This is a genomic window from Marisediminicola senii (assembly GCF_011057645.1).
Lineage (GTDB): Bacteria > Actinomycetota > Actinomycetes > Actinomycetales > Microbacteriaceae > Marisediminicola > Marisediminicola senii.
Window position 1 is genome coordinate 116242 of the sequence record NZ_JAALGE010000003.1, and the last position, 18009, is coordinate 134250.

The following is an 18009-nucleotide window of genomic DNA, read 5'->3' on the forward strand; positions in this document are numbered from 1 at the left end:
CGTGCTTATTCGACCGTGACCGACTTGGCCAGGTTGCGCGGCTTGTCGACGTCACGGCCCAGCGCGAGTGCCAGGTCTCGGGCGAGGATCTGCATGGGCACGACCGACTCGAGTGGTCCCCACGATTCGATCCCACCCGGGAGCGGCGACTGCATGCTGAGTCCGAGGGCGGGGACGGTGCTTCCCGCGCCACCGATGCGGATCACGTTGGCACCGCGCGCGGCGACCTCGGCGATGTTGCTCGCCAGCCGCCGATCCCCGTTGTCGACCACGACAACGGGGGTGCCAGCCTCGACCAGGGCGAGCGGACCGTGCTTCAGCTCCCCGGCGGGGTAGTGCTCTGCCCACCGGTAGCTCAGCTCCTTCAGCTTCAGCGCACCCTCCGCCGCGTAGACGACCCCGGAACCGCGGCCGAGGTAGAGGAACCCCGTCGCATCACGCACCTGGTCGACGACCGCGGGGATGCTCTGCCTGGACGCGGCGATCGCCTGTGCGAGCAGGTCGGGGATGCGCCGCATGTCCTCCACCTGCCGCAGCGCGTCGGCGCTCGACAGCCGCCCGGTTTCCACGAGGGCCGACAGGGCGTACGAGACACCGGTGACGACCTGTGCCACGAAGGTCTTCGTCGCGGCGACGCCGATCTCGCGGCCGGCGAAGCAGTTGACGATCGAATCCGCGCGGCGGGCGAGGGTGGAGTGCGGGTTGTTGGTCAGGGCGATCAGAGAGGAGACCGACCCGACGTCGTCGACGGCCCGCAGCACGTCGGCCGTCTCGCCGGACTGGCTGATGGCGAAGACCACGGTTCGTGACCCGAGGGCGGGCCCCGCCGCCTCGCTGGCGACCAGCGACTCGAATGGCACTCCCCCGAGCCTGCTGAACACCATTCCGATGACCCCGCCGGCGTTGAGCGAGGTTCCGCAGCCGATCATCGCGACGCGGTTGAAATCGACCACGCCCGTGCTGCGCCACAGGCTGCCGTCGGCGATGCCGGGCACGAGGTGCTCGAGGATGCGGGCCGCGGTCTCCGGCTGCTCGTCGATCTCCTTGTCCATGAAGTCGGCGTGGTGGTCGAGGCTGAGGTCGGCTCCGCCCCAGGTGCTGTGGATCACGGGAGGGGGCGGGGTGGGGATGCCGCCCCGCATCCATGACACGGATTCCGCGAGTTCGACGACGTCTCCGTCGTGGAGCACGCGGTAGTCGTCGATCCATTCGGCGATCGCCCCGGCATCACTGGCGACGAAGTCACCACGCGCGGAGCGGGCCACGAGCAGCGGTGACCCGTCTGCCGTCGCGATGAGGCGCCCGGTGGCGGCATCCATCACGACCAGGGCCCACGACCCCGCGAGGCGCGGGAGCATCGAAGTCACGGCCGCGTGCAGGTCATCGGTCTCGGCCAGCGCGTCTTCGACGAGGTGGCAGACCACCTCGCTGTCGACGTCGGAGGCGAACTCGTGTCCGGCGGCGACGAGCTGCTGACGCAGTTCGTCGGCGTTCTCGATGATGCCGTTGTGCACGACGCTGATACGGCCGGTGCAGTCGCGGTGCGGGTGGGCATTGGCCTCGGTGACCGCGCCGTGGGTGGCCCAGCGGGTGTGGCCGATGCCCGTGCCGGTGAGCGGCTGACCGCTCCACTCCTTCACGAGTGCACCGAGCGAGTCGACCCGCGTGACTGTGCGCAGTGTTGCGGTCGCGCTGCCGGCGGTGCGGATGGCGACACCGGCGGAGTCATAGCCGCGGTACTCGAGAAGACCGAGCGCGCGCACCAGGTACGGGCCGGCGGCGTCGGTCGTGCGACACGCGACGATGCCGCACATCACAACCTCGCGAGTGGGGTGCTCATGCCGGCGGCGTTGGGGTCGAGGCTCGTCGCGACGTTCCGGATGATCTCGTCGAGCCTCGTCGCCGGCACGAAGCCGACGAGCTCGTTGGCCTTGGTGTTGTCCGGCACGCGCCGACGCATGTCTTCGAAGCCGGGCGCGTACGCCTCCTCGTACGGCACGAAGGTGATGTCGCTGTCGCTGCCGGTCACCTCGATGATGCGCCGGGCGAGGTTCGCGATCGAGACCTCCTCCGCACCCCCGAGGTTGTATGCCTGGCCGACGGCGCGGGGGTCTTCGGCGATGCGCACCATCGCGGGCACCACGTCGTTCACGTACGAGAAGCAGCGCGTCTGTTCGCCGTCGCCATACACCGTGAGCGGTTCACCGCGCAGGGCCTGCCCGACGAGGTTGGGCACCACCATGCCGTACCGCCCGGTCTGGCGGGGGCCGACGGTGTTGAACAGTCGCACGATGGCCACCTGGAGTCCGTATTCGGTCCAGTAGGCGTGGGCGAACGCCTCGTCGATCCCCTTCGCCGCGGCGTAGGTCCACCGCGACTTGAGTGCCGAGCCGAGGATGCGGTCGGATTCCTCGGTGAGCCGGTCTGCGGTGTTCTTGCCGTAGATCTCGCTCGTCGAGACCAGCAGGAGGGATGCCCCGGCGTCGCGACACGCGTCGAGCACGTTCTCGGTGCCGTGGATGTTGGTGCGCAGGCTCTCGAGCGGCTGCTCGACGATGACCTTCACGCCGACCGCGGCCGCGAGGTGGAAGACGCGGTCGGCTCCGTCGACGAGCTGCCGTACCGCTGCCGTGTCGAGGATCGACCCGCGGATGACGGTGAGGCGGGGGTGGCCGAGCACCTCGATCAGGTTGGTCGCCGAACCGGTCGACATGTTGTCGAGGATGACGACGTCGTCTCCGCGCTCCAGCAGCAGTTCGACGAGGTGGCTTCCGATGAAGCCGGCGCCGCCCGTTATTGCAGTTCTCATTCTGTACTCCGTGTGTTTCGTGTTCGGGGGCGGGTTAGAGCAGTACGCGCTGGGGCAGGTCGATGCCGCGGTACGTGCCGTCGATGACGAGCTGCTCGGGGGTGATCCATGAGAGGTCCTGGTCGCCGTGGCGGGTGTGCAGGAGGATCAGGTCGGCGGAGAACGACGCGGGGTCGATGACGCCGGTTACCTGCTCGCCCCCAGGCAACCGCAGCGACGCGAAGTGGGGGTCGACGTACCCCACGGTGGCACCGCGCTGGGCGAGGGTCTCGATGATCTCGAGGGCAGGGGACTCCCGGAGGTCGGCGACGTCTGGCTTGTACGAGACGCCGACGACGAGCACCCTGGCGCCGGTCATGCCGAGTCCGGCGCCGGACAGCACCTCGCGAACCCGGTCGACCACCTTGGTGGGCCGTTCGGCGATCTCGGTCATGGCCTGGGTGATCATGGGCGCCGAGATATGTTCCTTGCGCAGCTGCCAGAGCAGGTAGTGCGGGTCGCACGGGATGCAGTGGCCCCCGACGCCCGGGCCGGGGGTGAACGGCATGAACCCGTAGGGCTTCGTGGCGGCGGCGTCGATGACATCGGTGACGGTGACGTCGAGGGCGCGGCAGATGTCGGCGAATTCGTTGGCGAGCGCGATGTTGACGGCGCGGAAGGTGTTCTCGAGGAGCTTGGTCATCTCGGCTGCGGCGAGCGAGCGCACGAGGTGCACGCTGGCGGTGTAGCGGTGCAGCAGCGTGGCTGCGCGATCCTGGCAGGCGGCGGTCGCGCCCCCGACCACGCGGGGAACGACGTCGATCGAGAAGTCGTCGTTGCCGGGGTTGATGCGCTCCGCGCTGAAGGCGACGAAGATGTCCTCGCCGATGGTGAAGCCCTGCTCCTCAAGTGGCCGGACCAGCAGGTCCTCGGTGCACCCGACGTAGCTGGTCGACGTGAGCATGGTGAGCTGGCCGGGCTGCGCGTGCTCGATGACCATGGCGCACGCCGACCGCAGGATGCGCAGGTCGGGTACGAGGTGGGCGTCGACCGGGGTCGGCACGCAGACGATGATCGCTGCCGCACGCTCGAGCTGCCACGGGTCGTTCGTCAGTACGAAGCCGGGGTCATCGAGGGCGTTGTCGAGGCGGATGCGGTCGGGCGCCAGCAGGTCGGCGTCGCGCGAGCGGATGGTGTCGAGCCTGTGCTGCGAGATGTCGACGGCGAGCACGCGGTTTCCGGCGTTGTGGTACGCCAGGGCGGTCGGCAATCCGACGTATCCGAGCCCGACGATGGCGACGTCGAACGCGAAGTCGTCGTGGAGGTCGCCGGCGTGAGGCGCGAGGTCCTGCTGTTCGGACGCCTGGTACTCGAGTTCGGTGGGCCAGGCGGCGGGGGCCTGCCCCTCCGACACGATGGTGCTCTGAAAAGTGGTGACGGGGGGCTTGTCGAATGTGGTCACGGGTTTCGTTCCTTGCTTCGGGTGTGCGGCGCACAGCGCACGCACGCCCGCCCGGACGGCGATTGGGGGGTCGCGGACCGGACTCTGGGGCGTGTGGCGCGCTGTTTCGGGTTTTAGCGCGTGGGTCTGGGGCTGGGGTTCCCTCGACCCGGTTTCGGGGGTACGCGAACACGTTGGTTGGTATCGGGGTGGGGGGTCAATCGAATCGGGGGGTATGTGCGGTTAACAGCAGTCCATGCGGTGCCGCGATGCGGATTCGTCGCTTAACTGCGGCTTCCCGCATTGAAATGCGGTGGGAGCCGCACCGCCGGTCCGTACGGTGAGATGGCGCGACGAGTCGGGCAGACGCATGCGCCACGCCGATGAGGCAGCTGCGCCGCACCGGCCCCCGCACGGCACCGCCACCGCCACCGCCGGATCTCGCCGGACCCTGCTGACAGTGCCCACCAAGGCCCCTGCACCCCAACAGATGGAGAGACCGTTGCTTCAGTTCGTTCTGATCGTTGTGATCACCGTGGGCATCAACACGCTCATCTGGGCGACCGTCGGCCTGATCCGCGTTCTCGCCGCCGCACGGGCTCGTGCGGCGGGTGTGGAGGTGGGGCCCCACCCGAGCCCGTCCGACGTCGCCATCCTGATCGCGGCGCACAATGAGGAAGACGTCATCGCCGAGAGCATCCGCTCGCTGGGTGAGCTCTCGGACGGTGCCACCATCCTCGTCGTGTCGGATGGTTCGACCGACCGCACCGCCGAGATCGCCCGTTCCCTCGGCGCCGAGGTGTTCGAACTGAGCCCCAACCGGGGAAAGGCCGGCGCCATCGTCGCCGCCGTCGAGCACTTCGACATCGCCCACCGCTTCGAGGTACTCCTGCTGGTGGATGCCGACACCCACCTCTCCCCCGGTTACCTCGAATCGGGACTCCCGCAGTTCGCCGACCCCGAGGTGGTCGCGGTGGCGGGCAGGGCGACGACCCTGCCGACCCCCCGACCGACGAGCCTGCCCGGGCGCATCCTGATCGCCTACCGCAACCGGGTCTACATCGCGATGCAGTACCTGCTGAAGTACGGCCAGGCGGCCAAGCACGCCAACGCCGTGGCGATCGTGCCCGGATTCGCCAGCATGTACCGCACCCGCATCCTCGGCAGCATCAACATCGCCGCGCAGGGACTGGTTATCGAGGACTACAACATGACGTTCGAGGTGCATGCGAAGCGGCTCGGGCGCATTGCGTTCAACCCGGGTGCGGCCGTGGCGCTGACCCAGGATCCGGATACCTTCCGGGCGTACACGAAGCAGGTGATGCGGTGGAACCTCGGCTTCTGGCAGACCGTCAAGCGCCACCCGTTCCAGCGCCAGACTTTCTGGTTCGCCCTGTGGCTGTTCATCGCCGAACTCGTACTGAGCAGCGTGGTGCTCGTGCTGCTCGTGCCGGCGCTGCTGGTCTCCCTGGGGGCTGCAACGCTGGTAGCTATCGGCGCCGACCCCACGGGAACCGCGCAGGACATCACCACGGCACTGCCCCCATTTGCCCTGGCCCTCGGGTTGCTGCTTCCCGACTTCGCCCTGACCATCATGGCGGCGATCGTGACGAGGGACGCCAGGTACCTGGCCTGGGGCCTCGCCTTTCCCGCCCTGCGGTTCGTCGACGCGGCCATCTGCCTGCGCACGCTGCTCGACGCGGTCGTGCTGCGCTCCGCCGGCACCTGGCAGAGCCCGCCGAGGCGCAAGACCGAGACCGAGGTACCGGTGCCAGTGGGAATGTCCGGGGCGGCCCTCGGCTGAGGTCGCTCGGGCCTTCGGCTGAGCTCGCTCGGGCCTTCGGGCTGAACTCGCTGGGGCCTTGGGGCCGAGGTCGCTCGACGGGACCTGACACCGGGCGTTGCGGCGCCTGGCGCCACCGCGTCAGTTGAGGAATGCCACCAGGTGCGACCGGGAGCGCGCGCCGACCTTGCGGTAGATGCGCGTGAGGCGCAGTTCGACGGTGCGCAGCGAGATGTACAGCGCGGCGGCGATCTCCTTGTTGCGGTAGCCCTGGCAGACCTTCTCGGCCACCAGCCGCTCCTCCTCCGTCAGCAGGTGCAGGATGGCAGCGGCCCCGGCGTCGGCCGGGCTCTCGAGCACGCGACCGCTCGATGCGGCCCACGACAGGGCTCCCGCCCGCTCGAACGCGCTGCGGGCAGCGGCGAGGGACCCTTCTCCGTCGCGCGCCAGACCGAACCTCTCCTGTGCCTTCGCGAGGTTGGTGAGAAGCCTGCCGAGCTCGTATTGCGAGTCCGCGGGGCCATACAGGTCGACGGCATCCTGGAACAGGCGAACCGGGGCGTCGTCTGGCGCGACGAGGCCTTCGGCCCTGGCGATGGCGAGGGTCAGCCACCGCGACGGCCGCACCGCGCGGGCCTCGTGCATGGAGCGGAGTACTCCATGCGCCTCGCGGATGCGTTTGGACGACACGTACGCCTCGACGAGGTCGGCGGAATGTCGGACCAGCGCCGGGTTGCGAAAGTGGGCACCGAGCACATCGGCGAACTCCAGCAGCCGGACGGCCTCCGCCGGAGCCTCGTCCATGAGCGCCCTCGTGCCCTGGAACGCGATCACCTGGGCGGCGACGGCCTGGTTGCGTTCCAGTGACGATTGTTCGAGGCAGCGTTCGAACAGCGGCATCGACTCTTCGGTGTCACCGGCGGAATGCATGCTCCACGCGTGCAGGAGCATGCGCGATGCGCGCGGCGGCAAGCCTCGCGGCTGGTGATCGAACCAGTCGCCGGCCGCGGCCTGTGCGCGCCGGAGGTCGCCCGCTCGAACCTCGTTGACCGCGAGGAAGAACCGTGCGGACTCCGCCAGGATCGGTTCGGGCGTCATGGGCTGGTTGAGGGCGATGGTGAACACCCGGCGGGCGTCGACGTACCGCTCGCGGAGGCTCAGCGTCCTGCCCAGTTCGATCATGGCCCTGGCCGGCATCGCGACGACCGCACTGTCGTCGAGGTCGGCGGTCGTCTCGGGAACCGGTGCGGTGCCGTCGATGGCGGCGATGAGCAGCTGGGCGCTGTCGAGCCTCGCGCGGTCCGCTTCGTCGATGGAGCCCGCCTGCGCGCGAGCGTGCGCGAGGTGGTCACGGGCGCGATCCACTTCCCACCGCTCGGCGTGGAAGGTGGCCGCGAGGGCGCGGAGGTCGACTGCGCCCCCGGGATCGCCGCCGGAGTACAGGCTGATCGAGGCATCCACCTCGTCATCCGACACGACCTGCGTCCGCGCGAACTGGATGCTCGTCATGATCGTGGCCAGGCGGAGATCGGGTGTCGCCGCCGTCGACTCGCGCCGCGCGAACGATACGTATCGCGCCGCGAGGTCGAGTTCTGCGCGGAGGTACAGCGCGTTCGCGAGCTCCACGATGAGCGAGTGGTGCTCGGCGATGACGGGGGCGATGCGGAGTGCCCGCTCGGCGAACTCGACGGCCGTGGTGGTGTCTGCCTGCTGTGCGAAGCAGATGGCGGCATCCATCAGCCCTGCCGACGGGGCGTCGTCGTCGATGAAGCTGCGGTGCCACAGGTGCAGCCGCGGGTCGGTCTCGGCGTGCGCTGCGGCGAGCTCCGCGTGCAGGGCGCGGCGCGTACGGGACTCCATGCCCCAGAAGAGCACTGAGCGCAGGATCGGATCGGCCAGCCGCACGTGCTGCCCGACGGTGACGACGAGTCCGGAGTAGAGCAGGTCTTCGATCGCGTCTGCGTCGTCGGAGCCGCGCCTGCCGAGGGCGGATGCCCGGCTCAGCGGCGCGAGCGACATGCGGTCGAGCATCGCACGCTCCCGCACGGGCAGCGCGGCAACGCGTGCGTCGGCGATGGAGTGCATGGTCGGGGCCGGCCGGAACGGCAGTACGACGGCATCGTCGCCGCGACGTTCGTTGTCGCTCAAACCGTCGACGATGTCGACGAGCGTGCCGGGGTTGCCCCTCGCGTGGGCCGTGACTACGCGGAGGATGCCGGCATCGCTCGCCGGCCCCGCCACTTGCGAGGCGATCTCGAAGGCCTCGGACTCGGTCAGGGATCGCAACCCGACGCGGGGGAAAGCGGACAGCGGGCCGTCGGCGTCGACCCGGCTCGCGGTGGCGACGATGCGAACACCGGTGCCGGCGAGGCGACCGGAGATGAAGCCGAGCACTGTCTGGCTCTCGATATCCATCACGTCGATGTCGTCGATCAGCACCAGCACGGGCGCGAGATCGAGGCCGCGCAGGAAGGCGAGCAGGTCGTGGGCCGTCTGGAGCATGCTCGCGGCGTCGGTACCCGGGGCGAACCGGGTGATGAAGTCGCTGGCGCGCGAGTCGGTGAGCGACTCGAGCACGCGCGAGAACCCGGTGAGCGGCCATGCCGACTCGGTCGGGATCGATCGGAGGAGCACGGCCTCGATGGCGGAGGCGTCGCGGGTGGTGTCGAGCAGCGCGCTCTTGCCGGCGCCGCTTTCTCCGACCACGATGAGCGCGCTCTCGGCGCCGGTGGTCTCGAGTTTCGCGATGCGGTCAACAGCATCGCGGCGGGCTACGAGATCCATCGGCAGGCGCGCGGATAGGGGGTAAGCGGGGTCATTGCGGGTCCTTGGAGTCGTTCGGGCGAATCGTTTGGACAAACGGGTTGCGGCGTTCCGCGACAGCATCCTGGGGGTGTGATGCGGGCCGATGCGGTAAGCCGTAAGTCATACTCACACGAAAGCCTCAGCAATGAGAAGAAAAAGTCGATAGCTCTTCGACATTTGTTGCGGTGAAGTTACCTCAGCGTTACGTCGGTGCACCCCGCTTCCCGAACCCCCCGATCACACGGGATTTGTTACGCGCCGAGTCCCCGGGCTTCGGCGTTCGACGGCTGTACCCCATCATGGTGGCCATGACTCGACAGATCCGTTTCAACGCATTCGACATGAATTGCGTCGCGCACCAGGCCTCCGGGATGTGGCGCCACCCCGACGACCGTTCCAGCACCTACAAAGACCTCTCGTACTGGACCGATCTCGCGAAGCTGCTGGAGCGTGGCGCCTTCGACGGGATCTTCATCGCCGATGTGCTCGGTACCTACGACGTCTACGGGGGCAGCAACGAGGCTGCCATCCGCAATGGCGCCCAGGTGCCGGTCAACGACCCTGTGCTGCTCGTCTCGGCGATGGCCGCCGTCACCGAGCACCTCGGGTTCGGCGTCACCGCTGGCACCGCATACGAGCATCCGTACCCCTTCGCCCGCCGCATGTCGACCCTCGACCACCTGACGAAGGGCCGGGTCGGCTGGAACGTCGTGACCGGGTACCTGCCGAGCGCCGCGCGCAACATGGGTCACGAAGACCAGCTCGCGCACAACGACCGGTACGCCGTCGCAGACGAGTACCTCGAGGTGCTCTACAAGCTGTGGGAGGGATCGTGGGAAGACGACGCCGTCGTGCGCAACCGCGAGACCGGGGTATTCACCGACCCGACCAAGGTGCACGGGATCGAGCATCGCGGAAAGCACTTCACCGTTCCCGGAATTCACCTGTCGGAGCCGTCGACCCAGCGCACGCCGGTCATCTACCAGGCGGGGGCGTCGCCCCGTGGCATCCAATTCGCTGCCAGCAATGCCGAAGCGATCTTCGTCGCGTCGTCGACGAAAGCCGGTCTGAAGGCGACGGTCGGCCGGATTCGGGATGCGCTCGAGGCGGCGGGACGCGGGCGGTACTCCGCGAAGATCTACACGCTGCTGACGATCATCACCGACGAGACGAGCGAGAAGGCGCACGCGAAGCACGAGGACTACCTGCAGTACGCGTCGCAGGAGGGCGCCCTGGTGTTCATGTCGGGATGGATGGGCATCGACCTCGCGCAGTACGACCCCGACGAGCCGATCGGCAACGTGCAGAGCAACGCGATCCAGTCAGCGGTCGCGAACTTTCAGGAGGCGAACGACGAGGGTGGCGAATTCAAGGTGCGCGACATCGCGCGCATGGGCGCCATCGGCGGGCTGGGACCGCGCATCGTCGGGAGCGCCGCCGAGATCGCGGACACCCTGCAGGAGTGGGTCGAGGAGACCGACGTCGACGGGTTCAACCTGGCGTACGCGATCACACCAGGCACGTTCGAGGACATCGTGGAGTTCGTGATTCCCGAGCTGCGGCGCCGAGGCGCCTACCCGGAGGAGTACACGCAGGGCAGCCTGCGACAGAAGCTCCACGGACGCGGGGATCGACTGCCGGACGAGCACAACGGAGCGCAGTATCGCGTCGTCGTGAATGCCCACACATGAGCGAGAGAGTGGGCCCTACCGGGCTCGAACCGATGACATCCACGGTGTAAACGTGGCGCTCTACCAACTGAGCTAAAGGCCCGTGACATCGCTGCGCGGTGGCGGCGGTGTGACGACGAGAGACGAGCATACAGGCTTACACTCGGGCCATGGGCGCGGCAGAACACCGACCGAACGGTGCCGGGGGCCAGCGAGTCGTGCGGCCGGAACATCGGTGGCCGGCGGTCATCGCGCTGATGGTCGCCCTGGCGCTCTACGGCAGCCTGCCCAGTTCATTCCTCCCCGGCCTGCGCTTCACGGTCGTCGCGGTCGGGGTGGTGTCGCTCATTCCCCTGATCGTGCTGAACCCCCACCGGCTGCATCGACAGACCGTGTGGTCGAAGTACATCGCGGGAGGGCAGGGGCTGCTGCTCATCGTCGCCAACGAGATCGCGCTCGTTCAGCTCGTGTTCCAGCTCGTGACCGCCCGCAGCACTGACGGGCCGACCCTGCTCATCGCCGCGGTGCAGGTGTGGGTGACGAACGTGATCGCCTTCGCGCTGGTGTACTGGGAGATGGACCGCGGTGGTCCGGTGCCGAGGACCCACGAACCGCGACAAAGCCTTCCCGCGGCGGATTTTCGGTTCCCGCAGGACGAAGACCACGACGCCGTCGAGGAAGTCGCGGTTCGGTCATCCATTCGCAGCGACTGGGTACCCCAGTTCTTCGACTACCTCTACTTCTCGGCGTCGAACTCGATGGCATTCAGCCCCACCGACACGATGCCCCTGTCGCACCGCGCGAAGGCGCTCATGGTGCTGCAGGCCGTCGGCGCGTTCGTGCTGCTCGCGCTCGTGATCGCCCGCGCCGTCTCGCTGCTGGGCTGACCCGGGTACGCCGGGAGTGCGACCGGAGACTACCGTTAGAGCATGACGTCTGACACTTCACCACAGGACGCGGCAGAAAACGCCCGCCCCGCAGCATCCTTCGCCGAGCTCGGCCTCAGCGACCTCGTTCTCAAGGCCCTCAAGGACGTCGGGTACGAAACCCCCTCCGCCATCCAGGCCGCCACCATTCCTCCCCTGCTCGACGGACGCGATGTCGTCGGTCTCGCCCAGACCGGTACCGGCAAGACCGCCGCGTTCGCGCTGCCGATCCTGTCGCGGCTCGACGTCTCGCAGAAGAGCGTGCAGGCGCTCGTGCTCGCCCCCACCCGCGAGCTCGCCCTCCAGGTCTGCGAGGCCTTCGAAAAGTACGCCGCCCCCATGCGCGGCGTGCACGTGCTACCCGTATACGGCGGCCAGGCCTACGGCGTGCAGCTCTCCGCCCTCCGTCGCGGGGTGCACATCGTCGTCGGTACCCCCGGCCGCATCATGGACCACCTCGCCAAGGGCACCCTCGACCTCTCCGAGCTGAAGTACCTGGTGCTCGACGAGGCCGACGAGATGCTGAAGATGGGGTTCGCCGAGGATGTCGAGACCATCCTCGCCGACACTCCGGACGACAAGCAGGTGGCGCTGTTCTCGGCGACCATGCCCCCGCAGATTCGCCGCATCTCGAAGAAGTACCTCAACGACCCGACCGAGATCACCGTCGAGAACAAGACCACGACCTCGGCCAACACCACCCAGCGCTACCTGATGGTGTCGTACCCGCAGAAGGTCGACGCGCTCACCCGCATTCTCGAGGTCGAGAACTTCGAGGGCATGATCGTGTTCGTTCGCACCAAGAGCGAGACCGAGACGCTCGCCGAGAAGCTGCGCGCACGTGGCTACTCTGCAATGGCCATCAGCGGAGACGTGCCGCAGGCGCAGCGCGAGCGCACGGTGAACCAGCTGAAGTCGGGCAAGCTCGACATCCTGGTGGCGACGGATGTCGCAGCGCGCGGGCTCGACGTCGACCGCATCAGCCACGTGGTGAACTTCGACATCCCCATCGACACCGAGTCGTACGTGCACCGCATCGGCCGCACGGGCCGCGCGGGTCGCAGCGGTGCCGCGATCAGCTTCGTCACCCCGCGCGAGCGTCGACTGCTGTCCGCGATCGAGCGTGCCACCCGCCAGCCGCTCACCCAGATGCAGCTGCCGAGCATCGACGACGTCAACGTGACCAGGCTGGCGCGCTTCGACGACGCGATCACCGAGGCACTCGACAACACCGAGCGCATCGGCGCGTTCCGCGACATCATCGCGCACTACGTGAACCACCACGATGTTCCGGAGGCCGATGTCGCCGCGGCGCTGGCCATCGTGGCGCAGGGCGAGACTCCCCTGCTGCTCACGGCAGCAGACGACCGGTCACACCGCCAGGACCGCGAACGGGACTCGCGCAACGACCGCGATTCGAGCGACTCCGGCCAGGGCGCGCGGCCGCCGCGTCGCGCGCGTGCCGGCGACGGGTCGATGGCTTCCTACCGGGTGTCCGTCGGTCGCCGTCACAAGGTCGAGCCGCGCCAGATCGTCGGGGCACTCGCGAACGAGGGTGGCCTGAGCCGTGACGACTTCGGGCACATCAAGATCCTGTCGGACTTCTCGCTCGTCGATCTGCCGGCCGACCTCCCGCAGGCCGTGCTCGACAAGCTCGCCACGACGCGCATCAGCGGGCAGCTGATCGAACTGCGCCCCGACACCGGGCGCGCGCCGCGCGGCGGTCGCCCCCGCGGCTAAGGACCACGGCGAGCAGTCGGCCGCGGATGACCCGCGGCCGCTGCTCGGCTCCGCTCCGCCTTGCCCCGCCCCGAGCGATCGACCGGGCTACCGGGCCCGTTGCCGTCAGCGAACGGCGACGGGCGCGAGTTCGGCCAGCGCGGCCCGGTAGGCGTCGAGGGAGCGCGCCTCGCCCGGCGCGGTGATGAAACTCGCCCGGATCATGCCGCGGGTATCGATGAGGAACGACGCCCGGTTGGCGAAGCCCTTCTGCTCGAGGAACACGCCGTACTCCTTCGCGACGGCTCCGTGCGGCCAGAAGTCGGCGAGCAGCGTGAAGTCGTAACCACCCTCGGTGGCGAAGGCGCGCAGGGTGGCCTTCGAGTCGACGGAGATCGCCAGCAACTCGACGTTGCTGTCGGCGAACAGGGCGAGGTTGTCGCGCAGCTCGCAGAACTCGCCCGTGCAGGTGCTGGAGAACGCCAGTGGAAAGAACACCAGCGCGACGGGCTTCTTCCCCCTGAAGTCAGACAGTCGCACGTGCTCGCCGAACTGATTGGGCAGCTCGAAGTCGGGAGCCAGCGAATCGTTCTGGATAGGCATATCGGTGCAGTCCTTTCGAGCCGGGAGGGATGTCCCCGGAAACGCGGGGCAATACTACGCCCGAGCGCCACTCAGTGAATGATCAGCAGTTACTACAACTAGAATTGGGGAGCCTCACGGGCCATTGCGCCGAGACCCGACGTGAACGACCCCGAGGATGATTTCCACAGCCGCGTGTCAATAGGCACGGCTCGTCCGCAAACTAAGCGAGGTCAAGGGTGACGGTCAACGACCAGGATCCGTATTCGTTCAACCACATCGACGCAGATCCACAAGAAACTGCGGAGTGGCAGGAATCCTTGGACGCCCTCGTTGCGGTCCAGGGGCACGAGCGCGGACGCCAGATAATGCTCAGCCTGCTGAAGCGCTCCAAGGAGCTGCATCTGGGTGTGCCCATGGTGCCCACCACGGACTACCTCAACACCATCGCCCCGGAGAACGAGCCGGCCTTTCCCGGCAACGAGGAGATCGAGCGTCGCTACCGTGCCTGGATCCGGTGGAACGCCGCGATCACCGTGCACCGCGCGCAGCGCCCAGGTGTCGGCGTCGGTGGACACATCTCGACCTACGCATCGTCTGCGGCCCTCTATGAGGTGGGCCACAACCACTTCTTCCGTGGCCAGCACCACACGGGTGGCGGCGACCACATCTTCTACCAGGGGCACGCCTCCCCCGGAATGTACGCGCGCGCCTTCCTCGAGGGACGCCTGAGCACCGATCAGCTCGACGGTTTCCGCCAGGAGAAGTCGCACACCGCCGGTGGCCTGTCGTCATACCCGCACCCGCGCCTGATGAAGGACTTCTGGCAGTTCCCGACCGTGTCGATGGGTCTGGGACCCCTGAACGCCATTTACCAGGCGCAGGCGAACCGCTACCTCACCGACCGTGGCATCAAGGACGCATCGGACCAGCAGGTCTGGGCGTTCCTCGGCGACGGCGAGATGGACGAGGTTGAGAGTCGTGGCGCGCTGCAGCTCGCCGCGAACGACGGTCTCGACAACCTGAACTTCATCATCAACTGCAACCTGCAGCGCCTCGACGGCCCAGTGCGCGGCAACGGCAAGATCATCCAGGAGCTCGAGAGCTTCTTCCGCGGTGCGGGATGGAACGTCATCAAGGTTGTCTGGGGCCGCGAGTGGGACGAACTGCTCGCACGCGACAGCGAGGGCGCCCTTCGCGACCTGATGAACGCGACTCCCGACGGCGACTACCAGACCTACAAGGCCGAGAGCGGAGCGTACGTTCGCGAGAACTTCTTCGGACGCGACCCGCGCGCCCTCGAACTGGTCAAGGACTACACCGACGACCAGATCTGGGGCCTCAAGCGCGGTGGCCACGACTACCGCAAGGTGTACGCGGCGTTCAAGGCGGCATCGGAGCACAAGGGACAGCCCACGGTCATCCTGGCGAAGACGGTCAAGGGCTACGGCCTCGGCCCGTCGTTCGAGGGCCGCAACGCCACCCACCAGATGAAGAAGCTGACCCTCGACAACCTCAAGCAGTTCCGTGACGAGATGCGTATTCCGATCACCGACGCGAAGCTCGAGGAAGACCCGTACCTGCCGCCGTACTACCACCCCGGTGACGACGACGAGGCGATCCAATACCTGCACGACCGTCGCCAGGAACTCGGCGGGTACGTTCCCGAGCGCCGCTCGAAGTACACCCAGCTGAACCTGCCGGACCACTCCACCTACGACGTGGTCAAGAAGGGCTCGGGCAAGCAGGAGGTCGCCACCACCATGGCGTTCGCGCGCCTGCTGAAGGACCTGCTGCGTTCGAAGGACTTCGGACACCGCATCGTGCCCATCATCCCCGACGAGGCGCGCACCTTCGGTATGGACGCGTACTTCCCGACATCGAAGATCTACAACCCGAGCGGGCAGCAGTACACCTCGGTCGACCGTCAGCAGCTGCTCGCCTACAAGGAGAGCCCGCAGGGCCAGATCCTGCACACCGGAATCAACGAGGCCGGCGCGTTCGCCGCATTCACGGCCACCGGAACGGCGTATTCCACCCACGGCGAACCGCTCATTCCGGTGTACGTCTTCTACTCCATGTTCGGCTTCCAGCGCACGGGTGACGCCATGTGGGCAGCGGGCGACCAGATGGCCCGCGGGTTCATCATCGGTGCGACCGCGGGTCGCACCACCCTGACCGGTGAGGGACTGCAGCACGCAGACGGGCACTCCCCCCTGCTCGCCTCGACCAACCCGGCCGTGGTGTCGTACGACCCCGCGTACGGCTACGAGCTCGGCCACATCGTCGAGGCCGGCCTCGACCGCATGTACGGCGACACCCACCCCGACCCCAACGTCATGTACTACGTCACCGTCTACAACGAGCCGATCGCGCAGCCTGCGGAGCCGGAGAACCTCGACGTCGACGGCCTGCTGCGCGGCCTCTACCACCTCAAGTCGTCGCCCCTGCAGGACGGCGCCGACGCACCGCGCGCCCAGCTGCTGGCCTCGGGTGTCGCTCTCGCGTGGGCGATCGAGGCGCAGAAGCTGCTCGCCGAGGACTGGGGCGTTGCCGCGGATGTCTGGTCGGTGACCTCGTGGACCGAGCTCCGTCGCGACGGGCTCGCGGCATCCGAACAGAACTTCCTCAACCCGGATGCCGAGCCGCGCGTGCCATACGTGACCGAGAAGCTGTCGGGCGCCGAGGGACCGTTCGTCGCCGTGACCGACTTCATGCACGCCGTGCCGGACCAGATCCGCCAGTTCGTGCCTGGTGACTTCGCAACGCTCGGTGCCGATGACTTCGGCTTCTCCGACACCCGCGCCGCCGCCCGTCGATTCTTCAAGATCGACGGACCGTCGGTGGTGGTGCGCACCCTCGAGTCGCTGGTCGCCCAGGGACTCGTCGATGCCGGGGCACCCCAGAAGGCGATCGACAAGTACCGCCTGATGGACGTGACGGCAGGAACCTCGGGCAACGCCGGCGGAGAGAGCTGACCGTCATCACCGCGGCGCCGTAATGGCACAAACGAAGGCACAGACCCTTGCCTGGCTCAAGACAGTCTCTGGCGAGCTCGCTTCTGCGACGCTGAAGCGCCTCGACGACACCCTCCCCTGGTATGGGGACATGCCACCTGGCCGACGCTCAGCCGTCGGCCTGGTGGCCCAGGCGGGCATCACGTCGTTCATCCACTGGTTCGACGATCCGAAGTCCACCCCGTGGATCGCCGCGGACGTGTTCGGCGCGGCCCCCCGGGAACTGCTGCGGTCGGTGAGCCTGACCCAGACGCTCCAGCTGATCAAGGTCACGGTCGAGGTGGTCGAGGAGAGGCTCAAGGGTCGCGATGAGTCGCTGCGGGAGGCGATCCTGCTCTACTCGCGGGAGATCGCCTTCGCGGCGGCCGACGTCTACGCGCGTGCGGCCGAAGCGCGGGGCCTGTGGGATGCGCGGCTCGAGGCCCTCGTGGTCGACTCGATCCTCAGCGGTGAGTACGACGACGAACTGCCGTCGCGCATCGCCGCGCTGGGCTGGCACGGCCACGGCGAGGTGTCGGTGCTCGTGGGTACGGCGCCACCGATGCTCGATGTCGACATGCTGCGTCGTACCGCTCGGCACCTCGACGCCGATGTGCTGATCGGCGTGCAGGGCAACCGGCTGGTGCTGGTCATCGGCCGTGCACACCCGACCCCGGGCGACGGGGAGGGCGAGAACGAGACGCGCCTGGTGCCGTTCCTCACGATCGCCAATGCCCTCGAGCCCGGCTTCGGCACCGGCCACCTCGTACTCGGCCACGAGGTGCCGAGCCTCGTCGAGGCGTCCCGCAGTGCCAAGGCGGCCCTGGCCGGCTTCGCGGTCGCCAGGTCGCGCCGCAACACCCCCCGCCCGGTGCTCGCCGACGACCTGTTGCCGGAGCGCGCCCTGGCTGGCGATCCGCTCGCCCGCGCCACGCTCATCAACCGCGTATACCGGCCGCTGCAGGCGCACTCCACCGAGCTGCTGGCCACGCTGTGGTGCTACCTCGACAACGGGCGCTCGCTCGAGGCGACTGCCCGCGAACTCTTCGTGCACCCGAACACCGTGCGGTACCGCCTGAAGCGCGTCACCGAGGTCATCGGGTGGGATGCCACCGGCGCCCGCGAGTCGCTCATCCTGCAGGCGGCCCTCGTGCTCGGGTCGATCGCAGAGCCGGATGCGACGGCGAACCGTCGACCGCGGGACGGCCGCTCCGGCCCCCGATAGGCGGCTCGACCGCACCACGCCGACAACGATCAATCGTCTTTCTCGTGCGATTCCTACAGGGGTTGGCCCCGGAA

Annotated in this window: 11 protein-coding genes and 1 tRNA gene; 6 read left to right on the forward strand and 6 right to left on the reverse strand. The window is 68.1% G+C overall.

From position 1 onward, the window contains the following. Positions 1 to 5 precede the first annotated feature (5 nt). The 3 genes from glmS to G5S38_RS03205 are packed head-to-tail and all read right to left on the reverse strand — an operon-like array spanning position 6 to position 4250. The gene (gene glmS, locus G5S38_RS03195; RefSeq protein ID WP_165064147.1) at positions 6 to 1814 is read right to left on the reverse strand and encodes a glutamine--fructose-6-phosphate transaminase (isomerizing); all 1809 of its coding nucleotides are present in this window, start codon (positions 1812 to 1814) and stop codon (positions 6 to 8) included. Further along, on the reverse strand, positions 1814 to 2809 hold the full coding sequence (locus tag G5S38_RS03200; RefSeq protein ID WP_165064149.1) for a GDP-mannose 4,6-dehydratase: 996 nt from the start codon (positions 2807 to 2809) through the stop codon (positions 1814 to 1816). Before G5S38_RS03200 ends, glmS begins: the two co-directional genes overlap by 1 nt. A gap of 34 nt (positions 2810 to 2843) precedes the next feature. Then, entirely contained in the window at positions 2844 to 4250 is a 1407-nt protein-coding gene (locus G5S38_RS03205; protein WP_235928871.1) for a nucleotide sugar dehydrogenase, read from the reverse strand. A 481-nt stretch (positions 4251 to 4731) separates the two neighbouring features. Here G5S38_RS03205 and G5S38_RS03210 point away from each other — a divergent pair, with 481 nt between their 5' ends. Beyond that, positions 4732 to 6033 (forward strand): glycosyltransferase family 2 protein, encoded by a 1302-nt coding sequence (locus G5S38_RS03210; RefSeq protein WP_235928872.1) that lies wholly within the window; start codon positions 4732 to 4734, stop codon positions 6031 to 6033. Between the two features lie 120 nt (positions 6034 to 6153). On the opposite strand, the gene G5S38_RS03215 is transcribed toward G5S38_RS03210, so the two are convergent. Then, a complete protein-coding gene (locus tag G5S38_RS03215) occupies positions 6154 to 8796 on the reverse strand; it encodes a helix-turn-helix transcriptional regulator (RefSeq protein ID WP_165064162.1) in 2643 nt (880 codons plus the stop codon). A gap of 329 nt (positions 8797 to 9125) precedes the next feature. On the opposite strand from G5S38_RS03215, the gene G5S38_RS03220 reads away from it, so the two are divergent. Then, entirely contained in the window at positions 9126 to 10508 is a 1383-nt protein-coding gene (locus G5S38_RS03220; RefSeq protein WP_165064164.1) for an LLM class flavin-dependent oxidoreductase, read from the forward strand. A gap of 9 nt (positions 10509 to 10517) precedes the next feature. Here G5S38_RS03220 and G5S38_RS03225 read toward each other — a convergent pair. Further along, positions 10518 to 10590 (reverse strand) — tRNA-Val (locus tag G5S38_RS03225). A gap of 67 nt (positions 10591 to 10657) precedes the next feature. Here G5S38_RS03225 and G5S38_RS03230 point away from each other — a divergent pair. Further along, complete coding sequence (locus G5S38_RS03230) at positions 10658 to 11374, forward strand: DUF1345 domain-containing protein (RefSeq protein ID WP_165064167.1); 717 nt, start codon at positions 10658 to 10660, stop codon at positions 11372 to 11374. A 42-nt stretch (positions 11375 to 11416) separates the two neighbouring features. Further along, a complete protein-coding gene (locus G5S38_RS03235) occupies positions 11417 to 13153 on the forward strand; it encodes a DEAD/DEAH box helicase (RefSeq protein ID WP_165064169.1) in 1737 nt (578 codons plus the stop codon). 105 nt (positions 13154 to 13258) lie between these two features. Here G5S38_RS03235 and G5S38_RS03240 read toward each other — a convergent pair whose 3' ends face one another. Continuing rightward, positions 13259 to 13735, reverse strand: coding sequence for a peroxiredoxin (locus G5S38_RS03240; RefSeq protein WP_165064171.1), 477 nt, complete (start codon positions 13733 to 13735; stop codon positions 13259 to 13261). A 218-nt stretch (positions 13736 to 13953) separates the two neighbouring features. On the opposite strand from G5S38_RS03240, the gene aceE reads away from it, so the two are divergent. Continuing rightward, positions 13954 to 16692, forward strand: coding sequence for a pyruvate dehydrogenase (acetyl-transferring), homodimeric type (gene aceE, locus G5S38_RS03245; RefSeq protein WP_165064173.1), 2739 nt, complete (start codon positions 13954 to 13956; stop codon positions 16690 to 16692). 22 nt (positions 16693 to 16714) lie between these two features. Then, complete coding sequence (locus G5S38_RS03250; RefSeq protein WP_165064176.1) at positions 16715 to 17935, forward strand: PucR family transcriptional regulator; 1221 nt, start codon at positions 16715 to 16717, stop codon at positions 17933 to 17935. Positions 17936 to 18009 lie beyond the last annotated feature (74 nt).

What these genes read in the sequence shown, in the direction of transcription:
- glmS (WP_165064147.1), bottom strand. Translation starts at nt 1,814, where the DNA reads ATGTGCGGCATCGTCGCGTGTCGCACGACCGACGCCGCCGGCCCGTAC.
- G5S38_RS03200 (WP_165064149.1), bottom strand. Translation starts at nt 2,809, where the DNA reads ATGAGAACTGCAATAACGGGCGGCGCCGGCTTCATCGGAAGCCACCTC.
- G5S38_RS03215 (WP_165064162.1), bottom strand. Translation starts at nt 8,796, where the DNA reads ATGGATCTCGTAGCCCGCCGCGATGCTGTTGACCGCATCGCGAAACTC.
- G5S38_RS03220 (WP_165064164.1), top strand. Translation starts at nt 9,126, where the DNA reads ATGACTCGACAGATCCGTTTCAACGCATTCGACATGAATTGCGTCGCG.
- G5S38_RS03230 (WP_165064167.1), top strand. Translation starts at nt 10,658, where the DNA reads ATGGGCGCGGCAGAACACCGACCGAACGGTGCCGGGGGCCAGCGAGTC.
- G5S38_RS03235 (WP_165064169.1), top strand. Translation starts at nt 11,417, where the DNA reads ATGACGTCTGACACTTCACCACAGGACGCGGCAGAAAACGCCCGCCCC.
- G5S38_RS03240 (WP_165064171.1), bottom strand. Translation starts at nt 13,735, where the DNA reads ATGCCTATCCAGAACGATTCGCTGGCTCCCGACTTCGAGCTGCCCAAT.
- G5S38_RS03250 (WP_165064176.1), top strand. Translation starts at nt 16,715, where the DNA reads ATGGCACAAACGAAGGCACAGACCCTTGCCTGGCTCAAGACAGTCTCT.